Here is a 16,977-nt window from a genome sequence, read left to right on the forward strand (position 1 = left end):
CTATCGCGAGCAGGCTCACTCCTACAAAGGGATGGCGGTTAGCTCAGGTGAAGGGTGCCGCTGGCCACCAGCGTCGCATTCCCGCCAATCTTCACCCGCTCACCCTCCAGCCGACAGAATAACTCCCCGCCCCGCGCCGAGCGCTGGCATGCGGTCAGGTTCGACTTGCCCAGCCGTTTGGCCCAATACGGAATGAGGCTGCAGTGGGTCGACCCGGTCACCGGGTCTTCATCGATGCCGATGGCCGGGGCGAAATAGCGCGAGACGAAGTCGTGCTGATTCCCGCGGGCGGTGACGATCGCGCCCAGCCACGGCAGTTTCGCCAGCGCCGCCATGTCCGGCTTGCAGTCGAGCACGGCCTGCTCCGAGTCCAGCACCACGAACAATTCGTTGGAACCGAGTACGTCAACCGCCTCCACGCCGAGCGCCCGCTCGACGTCCAGCGTCACGCCGATTTCCGAAGGCACGATCGTCGGAAAATCCAGCCACAGCCGATCGCCTTCGCGGCTGACACTCAACGGGCCAGACTTGCAGGTGAAGTCGATGCGCTCGGCGCTTTCCTTATAGATGTCGAACAGCACAAATGCGCTGGCCAACGTGGCGTGCCCACACAACGGTACTTCAGTGGTCGGGGTAAACCAGCGGATATGCCAGGCTTGGCCCTCACGCACCAGAAACGCCGTTTCCGCGAGGTTGTGTTCGGCGGCAATCTTCTGCATCAACTCATCCGCCAGCCATGCCTCGAGCCGATAAACCATCGCCGGATTGCCGCTGAACGGCCGATCGCTGAACGCGTCGACCTGATGAAACGCAAGCTGCATGACTTTCTCCCTGAGTGAGTTGGCGCAAGCTTGCAGCGACTGCGACCTCAGCGCCAGTGACAGAACCGGCGAATTTTCTGCATACAGCGCGAGGCTATGCGCGGCCGATGTCGGCAAATATCGCCTGGGTGTGTTGCGCAAGTATCGCAGGCGCCAGTTCGACTTCCAGTCCGCGTCGACCGGCGCTGACATAAATAGTCGCAAACGCCTGGGCCGAGGTATCGATGAAGGTGCGCAGGCGTTTCTTCTGCCCCAGCGGACTGATACCGCCCAACAGATAACCGGTGGAACGCTGCGCCGCAGCCGGATCGGCCATTTCGGCTTTTTTCACTCCGGCGGCATGCGCCAGCCCTTTGAGGTCGAGCGTTCCGACGACCGGCACCACCGCCACCAGCAACTCTCCTTTTTCGCTGGACGCCAGCAGAGTCTTGAACACCTGGGCCGGCGCAAGCGCCAGTTTCTCCGCGGCCTCGAGCCCGTAGGACGCGGCCTTCGGATCATGTTCGTAACTGTGCACGCGATGTTCGGCACGAACTTTTTTCAACAAGTCCAACGCTGGGGTCATGGCAGCTCCGGGTCCGGCAATCAGAGAAAAACCTGCGGTCGATTCTAGGGCATCACTTGGCAAAAGGCTCTATCTCCGGCCGCGATTGCCGTGGCCTGTAGACATATTCGGGCGCGCCTCTGCGCTGATCATTCACCCAGCGAATAGTTTTATTGTGACCGACAGTTCACTTTCGACCTTTGACAGGTTTGTTTCTTGTCTATATTTTTTCGAATCTGAATAATGCAAGAATCAGCGACATCGCAGCACCCAGCAGTAAACCGGGAAACGAATGGGGATTCCAACCCGGTGAAAATCGCGCCCTGCCGTGACGGCAAGACGCCAGACAACAACAAAAACCGAGGTTTTCAATGACAACTGCTTTACCGCAACCATCGCTTTCGGGCCAATGCATGGCCGAGTTTCTGGGGACTGCATTACTGATCTTCTTCGGCACTGGTTGTGTCGCCGCGCTCAAAGTCGCGGGCGCGAGCTTCGGGCTGTGGGAAATCAGCATCATCTGGGGCGTCGGCGTGAGCATGGCGATCTACCTCACCGCCGGGGTTTCCGGCGCGCATCTGAACCCTGCCGTGAGCATCGCCCTGGCAATCTTCGCTGACTTTGAAAAGCGCAAACTGCCGTTCTACATTCTTTCGCAAATCGCCGGCGCCTTCTGCGGCGCGCTGTTGGTGTACACGCTGTACAGCAACCTGTTCTTCGATTTCGAACAGACTCACCAAATGGTTCGCGGCTCGGCCGCCAGCCTGGAACTGGCCTCGGTGTTTTCGACCTACCCCAATCCGGTGCTCTCGACGGCTCAGGCATTCCTGGTCGAGATGATCATCACCGCGATCCTGATGGGCGTGATCATGGCCCTGACCGATGACAACAACGGTCTGCCGCGAGGCCCGATGGCGCCGCTGCTGATCGGTTTGCTGATTGCCGTGATCGGCAGTTCGATGGGCCCGCTGACCGGTTTCGCGATGAACCCGGCCCGTGACTTCGGTCCGAAACTGATGACTTTCTTTACCGGTTGGGGTGAAATTTCCTTCACTGGCGGCCGCGATATTCCGTACTTCCTGATTCCGATTTTTGCACCGATTGTCGGTGCCTGCCTCGGCGCCGCCGGGTATCGCGGGCTGATCGCCCGCCACCTGACCGGCGCCACACCTGCTACAAAGGATGCAGAACCGGCCATTGACGGCAAACCAAGAACTTCTTGAAACAGTCGGCGCCGGCTCCTGCCCGATAGAGCCTGCGCCCCGGCCCACTCTCCCTTATTTCGTCCAAGGCAATCGACATGACCGACATTCAGAACAAGAACTACATCATTGCCCTCGATCAGGGTACGACCAGCTCCCGCGCGATCATTTTCGACCGCGATGCGAATGTGGTCTGCACCGCGCAGCGCGAATTCGTCCAGCATTACCCGCAGGCTGGCTGGGTCGAACACGACCCGATGGAAATCTTCGCCACCCAGAGCGCCGTGATGGTCGAAGCACTGGCTCAGGCCGGCCTGCATCATGATCAGGTCGCTGCCATCGGTATCACCAACCAGCGCGAAACCACCGTAGTGTGGGACAAAACCACCGGTCGTCCGGTGTACAACGCCATCGTCTGGCAGTGCCGCCGCAGCACCGAGATCTGCCAGCAGCTCAAGCGCGATGGCCACGAAGACTACATCCGCGACACTACCGGTCTGGTCACCGACCCGTACTTCTCCGGCACCAAGCTGAAGTGGATCCTCGACAACGTCGAAGGCAGCCGCGAACGCGCGCGCAACGGCGAACTGTTGTTCGGCACCGTCGACAGCTGGCTGATCTGGAAATTTACCGGCGGCAAAGTACACGTCACCGACTACACCAACGCCTCGCGCACCATGCTCTTCAACATCCATTCGCTGGAATGGGATTCGAAGATGCTGGAGATCCTCGACATTCCTCGCGAAATGCTCCCGGAGGTCAAAGCCTCCTCGGAAATCTACGGGCGCACCAAGAGCGGCATCGCCATCGGCGGTATCGCCGGCGACCAGCAAGCGGCGCTGTTCGGGCAGATGTGCGTCGAGCCGGGCCAGGCGAAAAACACCTATGGCACTGGCTGCTTCCTGCTGATGAACACCGGCGACAAGGCAGTGAAATCGCAGCACGGCATGCTCACCACCATCGCCTGCGGTCCGCGTGGCGAAGTGGCGTATGCGCTGGAAGGTGCGGTGTTCAACGGCGGTTCGACCGTGCAGTGGCTGCGCGATGAACTGAAGATCATCAATGACGCCCACGACACCGAGTACTTCGCCAATAAGGTGAAGGACAGCAACGGTGTGTACCTGGTGCCGGCGTTCACGGGGCTGGGCGCACCGTACTGGGACCCGTATGCCCGTGGCGCGCTGTTCGGCCTGACCCGCGGCGTGCGCGTCGACCACATCATCCGCGCTGCGCTGGAATCGATCGCCTACCAGACCCGCGATGTGCTCGACGCCATGCAGCAGGACTCCGGCGAACGCCTCAAGGCCCTGCGCGTGGACGGCGGCGCGGTCGCCAACAACTTCCTCATGCAGTTCCAGGCTGACATCCTCGGCACCCAGGTCGAACGCCCGCAAATGCGCGAAACCACCGCACTCGGCGCCGCATACCTGGCCGGTCTGGCCTGCGGTTTCTGGGGCAGCCTGGAAGAACTGCGCGGCAAAGCGGTGATCGAGCGCGAGTTCGAACCGAGCCTGGACGAAGTCGAGAAAGAGAAACTCTACAAAGGCTGGAAAAAAGCCGTCAGCCGCACCCGTGACTGGGCGCGTGAGGACGCTGAATAAGCCAGGCTTGAGTAACAGATAGGCATCTAACTGGTCGGGAGCGGATTCCTGCGGCATCATGGGCAAATTTGCACGGCAGCCCAAAGGAAGCCCCATGAATCTGCCTCCCCGTCAGCAGCAAATCCTCGAGCTGGTCCGCGAACGCGGCTATGTGAGCATCGAGGAAATGGCCACGCTGTTCGTAGTCACCCCGCAAACCATTCGCCGCGACATCAATCAGCTCGCCGAAGCCAATCTGCTGCGCCGTTACCACGGTGGCGCCGCCTATGATTCCAGCGTCGAAAACACCGCCTATGCGATGCGCGCCGACCAGATGCGCGATGAAAAGCAACGCATCGGCGAAGCCATCGCCGCGCAGATCCCCGATCACGCCTCGCTGTTCATCAACATCGGCACCACCACCGAATCGATCGCCCGCGCCCTGCTCAATCACAGCCACCTGAAAATCATCACCAACAACCTGCATGTCGCCTCGATGCTCAGCGCCAAGGATGACTTCGACGTGCTGCTGACCGGTGGCAACGTGCGCCGTGACGGCGGTGTTGTCGGCCAGGCCAGTGTCGATTTCATCAATCAGTTCAAAGTTGATTTCGCGCTCGTCGGCATCAGCGGGATCGATGAGGACGGCAGCCTGCTCGACTTCGATTATCAGGAAGTGCGGGTGAGCCAAGCGATCATCGCCAATGCGCGCCAAGTGATTCTGGCGGCGGATTCGAGCAAGTTCGGCCGTAACGCGATGATCCGACTGGGGCCGATCAGCCTGATCGATTGCCTGGTCACCGATCAGCAACCGGTGCCGGCTTTGGCGCAGTTGTTGAGCCAGCACAAGATTCGCCTGGAAGTCGTTTAACCCTCTCGAGCATGACTCCCTTGTGGCGAGGGAGCTTGCTCCCGCCGGGCTGCGAAGCGGCCCCCTGCGAAATTCAACCGTTAATCCATGCACACCGTGCTTGCTGGATTTACGACGGCTGCGCCGCCGAGCGGGAGCAAGCTCCCTCGCCACAACCGTGTTCTCTCGCTTGAATGTTCGAAAATTTTCCTTTCTCTGTCCTTCGATGAGTTTTTTCAATCGAAGTCGACTGGCTGCGCGCGTCTTTATGGGCTACCATTTTCGCAAATGAACATTCATGTTCGATTTCAAATATCGAAAACCAAAAAGAGCCCGAGGCCAGCCGATGTCCACCTCTACCTTGCGTACGCCCCCTCTCTCCGAGATCTATGACGTTGCCGTAATCGGCGGCGGGATCAATGGCGTGGGGATCGCAGCGGATGCCGCCGGTCGCGGTCTTTCGGTGTTCCTTTGCGAACAGGACGATCTCGCCAGCCACACTTCGTCAGCCAGCAGCAAGCTGATCCACGGTGGCCTGCGCTATCTCGAACATTATGAATTCCGTCTGGTGCGTGAGGCGCTGGCCGAACGTGAAGTGCTGCTGGCCAAGGCACCGCACATCGTCAAGCCGATGCGCTTCGTGCTGCCGCACCGCCCGCACCTGCGTCCGGCGTGGATGATTCGTGCCGGCCTGTTCCTCTATGACAACCTCGGCAAACGCGAAAAGCTGCCGGGTTCGAAAAGCCTGAAGTTCGGCGCCGACAGCGCGCTGAAAAGCGAAATCAAGAAAGGCTTCGAATACTCCGACTGCTGGGTCGATGACGCCCGCCTCGTGGTGCTCAACGCCATGGCCGCCCGCGAAAAAGGCGCCCACGTGCACACCCAGACCCGTTGTGTCAGCGCCCGTCGCGCCAAAGGCTTGTGGCATCTGCACCTGGAACGCGCCGATGGCAGCCTGTTTTCGATTACCGCCAAAGCACTGGTCAACGCCGCCGGCCCGTGGGTAGCCAAATTCATCCGTGACGACCTGAAAATGGAATCGCCGTACGGCATTCGTCTGATTCAGGGCAGCCACATCATCGTGCCGAAACTGTACGAAGGTGAGCATGCGCACATTCTGCAAAACGAAGACCAGCGCATCGTTTTCACCATTCCGTACCTGAACCACTTCACCCTGATTGGCACCACCGACCGCGAATACACCGGCGATCCGGCCAAAGTCGCGATCACCGAAGGGGAAACCGATTACCTGCTGAAAGTGGTCAACGCCCACTTCAAGCAGCAGCTCAGCCGCGATGACATCCTGCACAGCTACTCGGGCGTGCGTCCACTGTGCAACGACGAATCCGACAACCCTTCGGCCGTCACTCGCGATTACACCCTGGCGCTGTCTGGCGGCGGCGAAGAAGCGCCCCTGCTGTCGGTGTTTGGCGGCAAGCTGACCACCTACCGCAAACTCGCCGAATCAGCGATGGCGCAGTTGATGCCGTTCTTCACCCAGATGCGCCCGAGCTGGACGGCCACCGCCACCCTGCCCGGCGGCGAAGACATGACCACACCGCAAGCCTTGAGCGCGCTGATTCGCGACAAGTTCGATTTTGTCCCGACAGAAATCGCCCGGCGCTGGGCCGTCACCTACGGCAGCCGCACCTGGCGCATGCTTGAAGGCGTGGAAACCCTGGCCGACATGGGTGAGCACATCGGCGGCGGGCTCTATACCCGCGAGGTCGATTACCTGTGCAGCGAAGAGTGGGCGACCACTGCGCACGACATTCTCTGGCGTCGCACCAAGCTCGGGTTGTTCACCACGGCAGATGAGCAGCAGAAGCTGGCGTCGTATCTGGGCAAGGTTGAGCAGAATCGGAAGATCGAGGCGGCTTGATCTCACCGTTTAAACGAAAGCCCCTGGATCGAGAGATTCAGGGTTTTTTTTTGTTGTGTCCGCAAAATCCAGCCCCCTCACGACATTGGATAGATGAACTCACTGCCCCAGATGCACCAACAGAAAATCGATGAAAACCCGCGATTTGTGCGGCAGATGTGGAGTGTTTGGAAAGACCACATTGATCGATTGCGAGGGCAGCGAGTAACCGGGCAGCAGGCGCACCAGACGACCACTGGCAATATCGTCTTCAACCACCCAGGCCGGCAGTACCGACACGCCCAGCGAGGACAGTGTCATTGATCGAATTGCTGTCGAGGAATTCGACTCGAAGTGGCTGGTGCCGTTGACTTCGATCTCCCCACCCAGACCATCACGTAAGCGCCACTGTGTCGGCGCCTGCAGATTGCTGTTGGCAATCCACGGTACACCATTCAGATCCTGAGGCTGTCGAACCGCGTGCCGGGCGAGAAATCCTTCGGTGGCGACCAATACGATTTCGTAATCCGCCAGCTTTCGGCTTTTGAATGCCGAATCTGCCAAGTTACCCAAGCGAACGACCAGGTCGAGCTTCTCTGCCACCAGATCATTCAGCGAAGAGTTGAAGTTGTAGCACAGGCGAATATCCGGATAGTGCTCGGTAAACAACGGGATCAACGGCAGAATAAACTTCTCACCATACTCGCTGGTGGAACTTATGCGCAACTTTCCAGATACGCGATTATTACCCTTCAATACATTGTCAAAAGCATTATCAATATCAGCGATAATCCCCTTGAACTCTTCATAAAACTCCTGACCTATTTCCGTCAGCGAAATGTTACGTGTATTGCGGATCAGCAACGTGGCCGACAACACTTCCTCCAGCGCCTTGACATGCAGGCTGGCCATGGCTTTGCTGATACTCAGATAATTAGCCGCTTTGGTATAAGAACCAAAATCGACCACCGCGAGAAACGTTTGAACCCGATTAAGATGAGAGTGCATGGCGGTTGGGCTCACTGTTAAATCCTGTCAAACATTGTTTTAAGCATAGTCGTATCGACACTTCAAGTCCATCGCCCCTATGCTGCGCGGCAAAGGGGATACACCATGAACTATCGCTACAAGATCGCGCTGATTTTCTTGATCGGCTTTTTTATTGATTGCATAAATATATTTATGTCCGCTGTCGCATTACCCAGTATATCGGCCACTTTGCAAGTCAGCACTTCTGCAGTGGCATGGGTCGCCAACGCTTACATCCTCGGGTTGACCTTGATCATCCCTGTCAGCACCTGGCTGGCCGGACGCTTTGGCAGTCGTGAAATTCTGACCGTTTCCATGCTGGTATTCAGCGGCTCGGTGTGGATGTGCGGCCAGGCCGACAGTTTCCACGAACTGGTGATCTGGCGCTTCGTCCAGGGCATCGGCGGTGGCTTGTTGATTCCGGTCGGACAGGCGCTGACGTTCAATCTTTTCCAGGGCGAGCAACGGGCGAAGATATCCACGCTGGTGATGGCCGTCGCACTGATCGCACCGGCCATTTCACCCACCGTGGGCGGCATCATCGTCGACAGCAGTTCATGGCGTTGGGTGTTCTATAGCAACATTCCGTTTTCGCTGATCGCCGCCGGTTTGTCCTGGTTCTGGATCAGGGAAAGCAAGCCCGCCGATCTTCAGCGACCCGACATCAAAGGCCTGTTGCTGGTCAGCGCGGCACTCGCCAGCCTGTTGATGGGCATGTCGCTGTACGGCGGCGACTATCCGCCGTTGGCAGCGCTGGGTTTTGTCATCGCGGGCCTGATATTCATAGCCCTTTATCTGTTGCACTACCGCCGTTGCGACAACGCAATCATCGAGTTGAGCTTGCTCAGAAGTAAAAAACTCAGCACCTCGATTCTCATCTATTACGCGATTCCGGGCGTGTTCACCGGAGTCAACCTGATGAGCATTTTCTTCCTGCAGAACATTCTGCACTTCAGCGCCAGGCTGACCGGGATGTTCATGATCCTTTACGCCATCGGTGCGTTCATCGCGATGACCCTTTGCGGCAGGGTCTACAACCGGGTCGGCGCCAAGCGCCTGTTCATTCTCGGCATGTTGTTGCACAGCGCTGGCATCGCCACGTTGGTGGTGGTCAACGCGCCAGGTGATCTGTGGGTCATCGTGATCGCCTACAGCCTGATGGGGATCGGCGGCGGCATCGGTGCCAATACAGCGCAGACGACCTCATTGATGGACTTCGCCGGCGGCGATACGCACAAGGCCAGTGTCATCTGGAACATCAATCGCCAGATGTCTTTCAGCCTCGGCGCCGCGCTGTTTCTGATGATTTTCAATGTGCTGCTCAAGCAGTTCGACACCACGCAGGCCTACCACGCGACCTTCGCGGTTGCGGCGCTGGTCGGGCTGTTCCCGCTGCTGCAGATGAGTCAATTGAATCCTCCAAAGGAATGCCATGAACAACAACCTGGTTGAACGCGCGCAACACAGCATCCATCACGTGCATGAACTGATTCACCGCGTCTTCACCGATGCCGATGGTGTTGGCTTCGATGCCATCGCGCCGCTGATGGACGTTTTCGCCGAGCACTTCAGCATGGTCACCACCTCCGCCGCCGTGGTCGATCGGGCGCGGGTCGAGCAGCTTTTCAGCGGTGCCGTCGGTGCCCGTAGAGGCCTGGAGATCGTGATCAGTGACCTGCATAGGGTCTGGCAGGAAGGCTCGACCGTGGCGCTGCGCTACAAGGAAACCCATCGCCTGAATCAAATCGAAACGGCCCGCGTCTCGGTGGCGATCCTGCAGGTGCGCCATCACGACGTTCAATGGCTGTACCTGCACGAAACAGCGATCCATCAGGAACAGTCTGCATGAACTTCACCGTCACCCATTGCCGAATGCTCTCGGCGTCGATCAAGGAAGTCAGGGTCGTTGGCCCGGTCCCGGCCGCCGCGATGGCCCATGCCGGCGCGCATTTCAAATGGCGGATTCCGGGCCTGGACGACTGTCGGCATTACTCGACCGTCCATGTGCCGGAAGTCGCCGACGACCAGCTCATCTTCGCCATTCGCCTCTCGGCGGACTCCGTCAGCAGTCAGTACATTCGTGCCCTGAAGATAGGCGATCAGGTTGAACTCGAAGGTCCGTTCAACAGCTTCGCTTACCCGCTCGACGTCGGCAGCGGTCGTGATATAGCGATCGCTGGCGGCATCGGCATCACACCGTTGACCGGCATCCTGCGTCACCTGAAATCGCTGGGGCGCGATCCGCAACTGCATTACTTCGCCAAAAGCAGCGCTGACGCCGCCTACGCCGAGCACTTGCAAGACCGTTTGCGCGAGCGCATGCACCTGCACCTCTCCGGTGCCCGGCCGGCAATCGCTCAGCTATTGGCCGACCTGTCTGCCGAAGATCGGCTCTACGTTTGCGGTCCGGCTTCGATGCTCAGCGATGTGCTCAGCCACGCTCAACGCGCAGGTCTGCCCCGGGAAAACATTCATCTTGAAGTGTTCAACCTACAGGTAGGCGACGCTGTGCAAGGTTGTGTCATCGACGCGGCCGACTCCGGCATCAGCGTCAGCGTCGCGCCGGGTCAATCACTGCTTGATGCACTTGAAGCCGCCGGGCTCGATCCGCTCTACGACTGCCGCCGGGGCGAGTGTGGCGTCTGCGCGCTGGACGTGCTGGAAGGCGAAGTGGATCACCGCGATTTCATCATGAGCGCACAAGAAGCGGCCTGCAGCGCACGAATCTACCCGTGCGTTTCGCGGGCGAAAAGTCCACGCCTGAAACTGGCGATCTGAGGAGCCCCCCCCGTTGGACAATTATTTCAATGGCAGAGAAGTGCACAGATCGCTGTTTCTTGACCAGTCTCTGTTCGAGCTGGAACAGCAGCGCGTCTTTGCCGCAAGTTGGTGTTATCTGGGGCACGACAGCCTGATTCCCGAGACCGGTGACTATTTCGCAACGGCGCTCGCTCAGCAGCCGCTGGCAATGGTCAGACAGAAGAACGGCAACGTCGTCGTGCTACACAATCGCTGCCCGCACAAAGGCGTGAAGGTGCTCGCCGAAACTCGCGGCAACGTCGGTCGCTTCATGCGTTGCCCTTATCACGCCTGGACGTTCAAGACCGACGGCGAGCTGTTGAGTATTCCCGTGAAAAAGGAATACGACGACTGCGACCTCAGCAACTGCTCCGCGCACAAAGGCATGCGCCAGGTGAGCGCGGTGAAGAACTATCGCGGCTTCGTGTTTGTGCGCCTGACTGAAGAAGGTGTCGGCTTCGAAGAATTTTTCGGGGAGTCGCTGTCGACGCTGGACAATATGGTCATGCGCTCGCCGCTGGGTCAGTTGAAAGTAATCGGTCAGCCATTACTGCACCGCCATCGCTGCAATTGGAAAATGGTCGTCGACAACCAGACCGACACCTGCCACCCGATGATCGCCCACGAATCCTCGGCCGGCGAAGCGATACGCCTGTGGCAGGAAACCGGCGATCAGGGCAAGCCGCCGATGGCGGTCGAGCTGTTCTCGCCGTTCATGGCGTCCTACGAGTTTTTCGCCGGCATGGGCATTCGGGTCTGGCCCAACGGTCACGGGCACACCGGGGTCAGCAACTCGATCCACAAGGCGTACACCGACATCTGCGGCTACTGGGAGTTGATGGTCGAAAGCTACGGCGAGGAGCAGGCCCGCGCGATCCTCGATGACACCCGTCACAACACCGTTTATTTCCCCAACCTGATGGTCAAGGGCCCGATCCAGACCCTGCGCGTAATCAAACCGGTCAACGCCCGTGAAACCATCGTCGAGTCGTGGATTTTCGAACTGCAAGGCGCGCCGGTGCAGTTGCTCGAGCGCACCGTGCAGTACAACAACCTGATCAACTCGCCCTGCTCGATGGTCGCCCACGACGACGTCGAAATGTATGAACGGGCGATGGAGGGACTGGGCAGCGATGCCAACGAATGGGTCAACGTCAGCCGCCTGTTCAGGCCTGACGAAACCTATGCGCGAACTCAGGTGGTGTCCGGCACCAGCGAGATGGCGATGCGCAATTTCTATAACAGCTGGCAGCACTTGATGCGGGATGACCATGCCACACGATCACACTAATCACCACGCCATCGAGCAACTGATCGAGACCGAATCGGACTTGCTCGACCAGCAGGATTTCAATGCCTGGCAACAGCTGCTCAGCGATGACTACCACTACTGGATCCCCATGACTCGGGAGCAGCGCAGCCCTTTGCACGAGTCATCGCTGGTCTATGAAGACCGCTTTCTGACCACATTGCGCATCAACCGTCTGGCCAACGCGCGCAACTATTCACAGCAGCCGAAAAGCCGCTGCCTGCACATTGCGCAGCGTCCGCGCATCCGTATCGATGAGGCCGGATTCAGCGCGGTTGCCAGTTCCAACATGCTCTATTGCGAAGCCCGCGGCGACAACGAATGGCATTACCCGGTGACCGTCGAACATCAACTGATCAACATCGACGGCACCTGGAAAATCCACGGCAAGAAAATCCTCTTGCTCAATCCCGCACGCGCACTCGAAAGCCTGCAGCTCATCATCTGATCGACCGAGAAGACTTCCTGTGAACTCAATCCCCAACGGCTCCAACCAGGCGTCCGCGTGCCTGTCTTTTCCCTACGTCGATCTGCTGTATGACTACGGCCAGTTCCTGCGCAACGCCAGCCAGGCCGTCGGCTGTCTGCCGCCGCACAGCGCGCAAAAGCACATCGGTATCATCGGCGCCGGTTTGACCGGGCTGGTCGCCGCGTATGAACTGCTGCGTGCCGGCGCGCGCCGCGTTACGGTATTCGAAGCGGAAGAACAGCACCTGGGCGGGCGCTTCCTGACCCGGTGCTTCGACGAGAACCAGCCACAGTTCATTGCCGAAATGGGCGCCATGCGCTTTCCACCCAGCGAGGTCGGGTTGTTTCATTACCTGAACCGCTTCGGCATTGAAACCACTGAGGCGTTTCCCGATCCGGGTGTCGTCGATACCGAAATTCACTACCGCGGCGAAACCCATCACTGGCCGGCGATGCAACCGCCACCGGCATTGTTCGCCACCGTACATAAAGGCTGGAGCGCTTTTCTCAGCGAAGGCGTAACCCTCGACGACGGCACGTGCCTGGCGCCGCCGCTGCTTCTGACCGAGTTGCTCAAACAGCACAACTATTGCGAAGTGCAGCCGGAGTGGCAACGCTACCTGGACTGCTTCGGCGACAGCTCGTTCTACTCGGCTATGGTGCAGATCTTCACCGGCAAGAATCCGCCTGGCGGCAAACCCTGGCGCAAACCGCAAGACTTCCATCTGTTCGGCTCACTGGGCATTGGCTCGGGTGGTTTCCAGTCGGTGTACCGCGCTTCATTCACCGAGATCCTGCGGCTGGTGATCAATGCCCTTGAGGTCAACCAGCGCCTGGTGCCCAACGGCATTTCAACACTGACCGAGCGGATCGCCGACAGCACCTTCAACGGCATCCAGTTGCGCGACATGATCTGCCGCACACGCATCGAATCGATCAACAAAGGCGCGGATGGGCAGATCCTGCTGGCGGGCAGCAACGGCGAAATCTATGCCTGTGACCGCGTGATCACCACGACCACCACCCGCGCCTTGCAGGTGAACCTCAAGCTCACTCAGAACCAGGCGTTCGTAAATCGTGACGTGGCCCGTGCGATCAACGAGACGCACATGGTCGGCTCTTCGAAATTGTTCATCCTGACCAAGGACAAATTCTGGCTCAAGCACGGTCTGGCGCAGAACATCCAGACCGATACGCTGGTCAAGGGCGTCTATTGCCTCGACTATGCACCCAACGACCCGGACGCCTGGGGCGTGGTACTGATCAGTTACACCTGGGAAGACGACTCGCACAAGATGGTCTCGATGAAGGACAAGGCGCAACGCTGCCTGCGGCTGGTCGACGAACTGGCGATGAGTGCGCCGGAATTTGCCAGCCACCTGATCCCGCTGGACGGTGACTATCAGCGCTACGTTCTGGAATACGACTGGCTGACCGACGAGCACGCACTCGGCGCCTTCAAACTGAATTTTCCTGGCGACGACATTTACTCCGAACAGCTGTTCTACCAGTTCAGAACCGCACTCGACCCAAAGCAGGACACCGGTCTGTACCTCGCCGGTTGCGGCGCATCTTTCACCGGAGGCTGGGCCGAAGGCGGCATCCAGACGGCGCTCAACAGCGCGTGCGCGGTCATCAGCAGCCTGGGTGGCGACTTGCTGCCCGGCAACCCGCTCGATGACCTGCGTTCGCACTACCGCTACAGCTGATTCGTCCCTGTCCATTCGCCGAGAATCAATCATGTCTTCCCAGCTTTCCATTGAACAGCTCATCAGCGGATTCCGCAGCGGCCAGCACTGTCCGGAGCTCTGGCGGCAAACCCTGTGCGAGCGTCATGCGCAACTGCACCATCTGAACAGTTTCATCACCTTCGGCCCGACAGCACCCAGCGCAGAAAGCACCGGACGCGGCGCCGGGTTGTATGGCCTGCCCGTGTCATTCAAGGACAACATCAATGTCAGCGGCATGCCGACAACCGCCGGCACACCGGGCCTTGCCGATTATGTGCCGCAAAGCGATTCAGGCATCGTTCGGCGCTTCAAGCAATTGGGCGCGCAAGTCGTCGGCAAGAACAACATGCATGAACTGTCATTCGGCGTCACTTCCGCCAATCACGCTCACGGCGCGGTCATCAATCCGGTCGATCAACGTTACAGTGCCGGTGGCAGTAGCGGTGGTTGCGCAGCGGCCGTTGCCGCCGGGCTGGTGTCATGTGCGGTCGGCACTGACACCGGCGGGTCGGTGCGGATCCCGGCAGCGTTCTGCGGCATCGTCGGATTTCGCCCCAGCACCGGGCTCTACCCGGCAGACGGCATTGTCCCGGTGTCGCAAACCAAGGACACGCCCGGCCTGCTGACCCGCACAGTCGAAGATTGCCAGTTCGTTCACGCGCAGCTGACGGCCAACTGCTATCAAGCTGAAGATCGTCCCTTGCGCGTCGGCATTCCGGAGCGTTTCCTCTGGAGCGACCTGGAGGACAACGTACACCACGCCTGCCGTGCAGCCATCGATACGCTTGCCGATCGAGGCGTCAGCATTGTTCCGGTCGATGACAGCCTGATTGGCGAGATCAACGAAGGCATTCAGTTTCCATTGCCGATCTTCGAGTTTTTTATCGACTTTCCGAGGTTCCTGATGAAGGCCGGTCGCGGCGAGCAGTTCCTCGACATCATTGGGCAGATCCGTGATCCGGCGATCAAGCGAATCCTTACGGCGCAACTGGAAAGTCCGGCGATTTCCTATACCGATTACGTGCAGGCGCTGATGAGCAAACTGCGCCTGGAAAAGGTTTACCGGGCGCTTTTCGAACAGCATCAGCTGGACCTGATCGCCTACCCGACGGTCACTTGCAGCGCACCCTTGCTCAGCGACTGCTCGGCTGAAAGCAACTTCGAAACCTTCGTGCGCAATACCGACCCGGCAAGCAATCTGGCTGCACCCAGTATCAGTATTCCGGTGGCCGCTGCGGGCGCGCTGCCGGTGGGGCTGTCGTTCGATGCATTGGCGGGGCAGGACGATTTTCTGCTGGCAAAGGTGCGGCATCTGTCGCACCTGCTCAACATCGGTTAAACCACGATCCCTGTGGTAGCGAGCTTGCTCGCGAAGACGCCGTGCCAGTCGACATCAGCCTTGTCTGCCACACCGCTATCGCGAGCAAGCTCGCTACCACAGGAGCCTTGCATCAATGCACCTATAACAATTCAAATTGCGGGCCCTGCCATGCGCGTCACCTCCATATCCGCCGTTGCCGCTGTCGAACGCACCCCGTCAATTCTCGGCGGCGCCATGATCATCGGCGGCACCATCGTCGGTGCCGGCATGTTCTCGCTGCCGGTGATCATGTCCGGGCTGTGGTTCTACGGCTCGATCGCCGTGCTGCTGTTTGCCTGGTTCTGCACGTTGCACTCAGGCCTGATGATTCTGGAAGCCAATCTCAACTACCGTGAGGGCGCGAGCTTTTCCACGATCACCCGCGACCTGCTTGGTCGCAGCTGGAACCGCTTGAACGGTCTGAGCATTGTGTTCGTGCTCTACACGCTGACCTACGCCTATATCTCCGCCAGCGGCTCGGTGATTCATCACACTGCGCAATCGCTGGGCTTCGATCTGTCGTCACGGCTCGGTGGCCTGGCTTTTACATTGCTGGTCGCCTTCATCGTCTGGCTCAGCACCACCGCTGTGAGCCGTATGACCACGCTGGTGTTCGGCGCCAAGATCCTTGCCTTCTTTCTGACCTTCGGCGGCTTGCTGGGGCATGTGCAGAGCGCCACGCTGCTGAACGTGGACGGCGGCGATAAACACTACTGGCCCTACCTGCTGGTCACTTTGCCCTTCTGCCTGACTTCGTTCGGCTTTCACGGCAATGTTCCAAGCCTGATGAAACACTATGGCAAGGACCCGCGGCGGATCCGCGCCTGCCTGTTCGCCGGCACTCTGCTCGCACTGGGACTGTATCTGGTGTGGCTGCTGTGCAGCATGGGCAACATTCCCCGCGATGCCTTCAAGGACGTCGCCCGCCAGGGCGGCAATATCGATGTGCTGATTGGTGCTCTCGGCTCGCGCCTCAACAGCGCCAACATCGACCTGTTGCTGACGTTCTTCTCCAATTTTGCCGTGGCGTGCTCGTTTCTGGGCGTGACGCTGGGGTTGTTCGATTACCTGGCAGACGTGCTCGGTTGCGAGGACACACCAATGGGTCGCCTGAAAACCGCTGCGAGCACATTTTTGCCGCCGATGCTCTGCGGGTGGCTCTGCCCCGAGGGTTTTCTCCATGCCATCGGATTTGCCGGCCTGGCGGCGACCTTGTGGGCGGTCATCACCCCGGCGTTACTGGCGCGGGCCTCGCGCAAGCGCTTTGGCAGCCCGCACTACCGCGTATGGGGCGGCACACCGATGATCATCCTGATCCTGATATTTGGTGGGCTATGCGCGATATCCCACCTGCTGTTCATGTTTGACTGCCTGCCTGTCTGGAAATGACGCCAAGCATTCGGTTTTCCGAACGCGACTCCACA

At 59.2% G+C, this 16,977-nt stretch carries 15 protein-coding genes; 12 read left to right on the plus strand and 3 right to left on the minus strand.

Going from position 1 to position 16,977, the window contains the following annotated elements:
- Positions 1–38: 38 nt before the first annotated feature.
- Both HU743_RS05675 and ybaK read right to left on the minus strand, forming a co-directional pair.
- Complete coding sequence (locus HU743_RS05675; RefSeq protein ID WP_186550016.1) at positions 39–821, minus strand: PhzF family phenazine biosynthesis protein; 783 nt, start codon at positions 819–821, stop codon at positions 39–41.
- Positions 822–915: 94 nt separating this feature from the next.
- Positions 916–1,386: a Cys-tRNA(Pro) deacylase gene (gene ybaK / locus HU743_RS05680; RefSeq protein ID WP_186550014.1), complete on the minus strand. Its 471-nt coding sequence runs from the start codon at positions 1,384–1,386 to the stop codon at positions 916–918.
- 350 nt (positions 1,387–1,736) lie between these two features.
- On the opposite strand from ybaK, the gene HU743_RS05685 reads away from it, so the two are divergent.
- The 4 genes from HU743_RS05685 to glpD all read left to right on the plus strand — a co-directional run bounded on the left by HU743_RS05685 (position 1,737) and on the right by glpD (position 6,879).
- On the plus strand, positions 1,737–2,588 hold the full coding sequence (locus HU743_RS05685) for an MIP/aquaporin family protein (RefSeq protein ID WP_186622234.1): 852 nt from the start codon (positions 1,737–1,739) through the stop codon (positions 2,586–2,588).
- Positions 2,589–2,665: 77 nt separating this feature from the next.
- Positions 2,666–4,168 carry a glycerol kinase GlpK gene (glpK, locus tag HU743_RS05690; RefSeq protein ID WP_186622233.1) on the plus strand — a complete coding sequence of 501 codons (1,503 nt, stop codon included), beginning with the start codon at positions 2,666–2,668 and terminating at the stop codon, positions 4,166–4,168.
- A 94-nt stretch (positions 4,169–4,262) separates the two neighbouring features.
- Positions 4,263–5,018 carry a DeoR/GlpR family transcriptional regulator gene (locus HU743_RS05695; protein ID WP_007953179.1) on the plus strand — a complete coding sequence of 252 codons (756 nt, stop codon included), beginning with the start codon at positions 4,263–4,265 and terminating at the stop codon, positions 5,016–5,018.
- A gap of 325 nt (positions 5,019–5,343) precedes the next feature.
- A complete protein-coding gene (glpD, locus tag HU743_RS05700; protein WP_186647498.1) occupies positions 5,344–6,879 on the plus strand; it encodes a glycerol-3-phosphate dehydrogenase in 1,536 nt (511 codons plus the stop codon).
- Between the two features lie 99 nt (positions 6,880–6,978).
- Here glpD and HU743_RS05705 read toward each other — a convergent pair whose 3' ends face one another.
- Positions 6,979–7,866: a LysR family transcriptional regulator gene (locus HU743_RS05705; protein WP_186622624.1), complete on the minus strand. Its 888-nt coding sequence runs from the start codon at positions 7,864–7,866 to the stop codon at positions 6,979–6,981.
- Positions 7,867–7,971: 105 nt separating this feature from the next.
- Here HU743_RS05705 and HU743_RS05710 point away from each other — a divergent pair, with 105 nt between their 5' ends.
- The 8 genes from HU743_RS05710 to mtr all read left to right on the plus strand — a co-directional run bounded on the left by HU743_RS05710 (position 7,972) and on the right by mtr (position 16,942).
- Positions 7,972–9,339: an MFS transporter gene (locus tag HU743_RS05710; RefSeq protein WP_186647501.1), complete on the plus strand. Its 1,368-nt coding sequence runs from the start codon at positions 7,972–7,974 to the stop codon at positions 9,337–9,339.
- Positions 9,320–9,736, plus strand: coding sequence for a DUF4440 domain-containing protein (locus tag HU743_RS05715; RefSeq protein ID WP_186647503.1), 417 nt, complete (start codon positions 9,320–9,322; stop codon positions 9,734–9,736). The genes HU743_RS05710 and HU743_RS05715 overlap by 20 nt, the downstream gene beginning before the upstream one ends.
- Positions 9,733–10,665 carry an iron-sulfur cluster-binding domain-containing protein gene (locus HU743_RS05720; protein WP_186647505.1) on the plus strand — a complete coding sequence of 311 codons (933 nt, stop codon included), beginning with the start codon at positions 9,733–9,735 and terminating at the stop codon, positions 10,663–10,665. Before HU743_RS05715 ends, HU743_RS05720 begins: the two co-directional genes overlap by 4 nt.
- Positions 10,666–10,705: 40 nt before the next feature.
- Complete coding sequence (locus HU743_RS05725) at positions 10,706–11,977, plus strand: Rieske 2Fe-2S domain-containing protein (RefSeq protein WP_346656504.1); 1,272 nt, start codon at positions 10,706–10,708, stop codon at positions 11,975–11,977.
- Positions 11,958–12,443 (plus strand): aromatic-ring-hydroxylating dioxygenase subunit beta, encoded by a 486-nt coding sequence (locus tag HU743_RS05730; RefSeq protein WP_186647509.1) that lies wholly within the window; start codon positions 11,958–11,960, stop codon positions 12,441–12,443. The genes HU743_RS05725 and HU743_RS05730 overlap by 20 nt, the downstream gene beginning before the upstream one ends.
- A gap of 19 nt (positions 12,444–12,462) precedes the next feature.
- Positions 12,463–14,172 carry an FAD-dependent oxidoreductase gene (locus HU743_RS05735; RefSeq protein WP_186647511.1) on the plus strand — a complete coding sequence of 570 codons (1,710 nt, stop codon included), beginning with the start codon at positions 12,463–12,465 and terminating at the stop codon, positions 14,170–14,172.
- 31 nt (positions 14,173–14,203) lie between these two features.
- Complete coding sequence (locus tag HU743_RS05740; RefSeq protein WP_186647513.1) at positions 14,204–15,532, plus strand: amidase family protein; 1,329 nt, start codon at positions 14,204–14,206, stop codon at positions 15,530–15,532.
- A 150-nt stretch (positions 15,533–15,682) separates the two neighbouring features.
- On the plus strand, positions 15,683–16,942 hold the full coding sequence (gene mtr / locus HU743_RS05745) for a tryptophan permease (protein ID WP_186647515.1): 1,260 nt from the start codon (positions 15,683–15,685) through the stop codon (positions 16,940–16,942).
- The last annotated feature ends 35 nt before the right edge of the window (positions 16,943–16,977 follow it).

The organism is Pseudomonas sp. SWRI99, assembly GCF_014270125.1.
GTDB classification, from domain to species: Bacteria; Pseudomonadota; Gammaproteobacteria; order Pseudomonadales; family Pseudomonadaceae; genus Aquipseudomonas; species Aquipseudomonas hamedanensis.

What these genes read in the sequence shown, in the direction of transcription:
- HU743_RS05675 (WP_186550016.1), bottom strand. Translation starts at nt 821, where the DNA reads ATGCAGCTTGCGTTTCATCAGGTCGACGCGTTCAGCGATCGGCCGTTC.
- ybaK (WP_186550014.1), bottom strand. Translation starts at nt 1,386, where the DNA reads ATGACCCCAGCGTTGGACTTGTTGAAAAAAGTTCGTGCCGAACATCGC.
- mtr (WP_186647515.1), top strand. Translation starts at nt 15,683, where the DNA reads ATGCGCGTCACCTCCATATCCGCCGTTGCCGCTGTCGAACGCACCCCG.
- HU743_RS05730 (WP_186647509.1), top strand. Translation starts at nt 11,958, where the DNA reads ATGCCACACGATCACACTAATCACCACGCCATCGAGCAACTGATCGAG.
- HU743_RS05695 (WP_007953179.1), top strand. Translation starts at nt 4,263, where the DNA reads ATGAATCTGCCTCCCCGTCAGCAGCAAATCCTCGAGCTGGTCCGCGAA.
- HU743_RS05710 (WP_186647501.1), top strand. Translation starts at nt 7,972, where the DNA reads ATGAACTATCGCTACAAGATCGCGCTGATTTTCTTGATCGGCTTTTTT.
- HU743_RS05685 (WP_186622234.1), top strand. Translation starts at nt 1,737, where the DNA reads ATGACAACTGCTTTACCGCAACCATCGCTTTCGGGCCAATGCATGGCC.
- HU743_RS05720 (WP_186647505.1), top strand. Translation starts at nt 9,733, where the DNA reads ATGAACTTCACCGTCACCCATTGCCGAATGCTCTCGGCGTCGATCAAG.
- HU743_RS05705 (WP_186622624.1), bottom strand. Translation starts at nt 7,866, where the DNA reads ATGCACTCTCATCTTAATCGGGTTCAAACGTTTCTCGCGGTGGTCGAT.
- glpD (WP_186647498.1), top strand. Translation starts at nt 5,344, where the DNA reads ATGTCCACCTCTACCTTGCGTACGCCCCCTCTCTCCGAGATCTATGAC.
- HU743_RS05740 (WP_186647513.1), top strand. Translation starts at nt 14,204, where the DNA reads ATGTCTTCCCAGCTTTCCATTGAACAGCTCATCAGCGGATTCCGCAGC.
- HU743_RS05715 (WP_186647503.1), top strand. Translation starts at nt 9,320, where the DNA reads ATGAACAACAACCTGGTTGAACGCGCGCAACACAGCATCCATCACGTG.
- glpK (WP_186622233.1), top strand. Translation starts at nt 2,666, where the DNA reads ATGACCGACATTCAGAACAAGAACTACATCATTGCCCTCGATCAGGGT.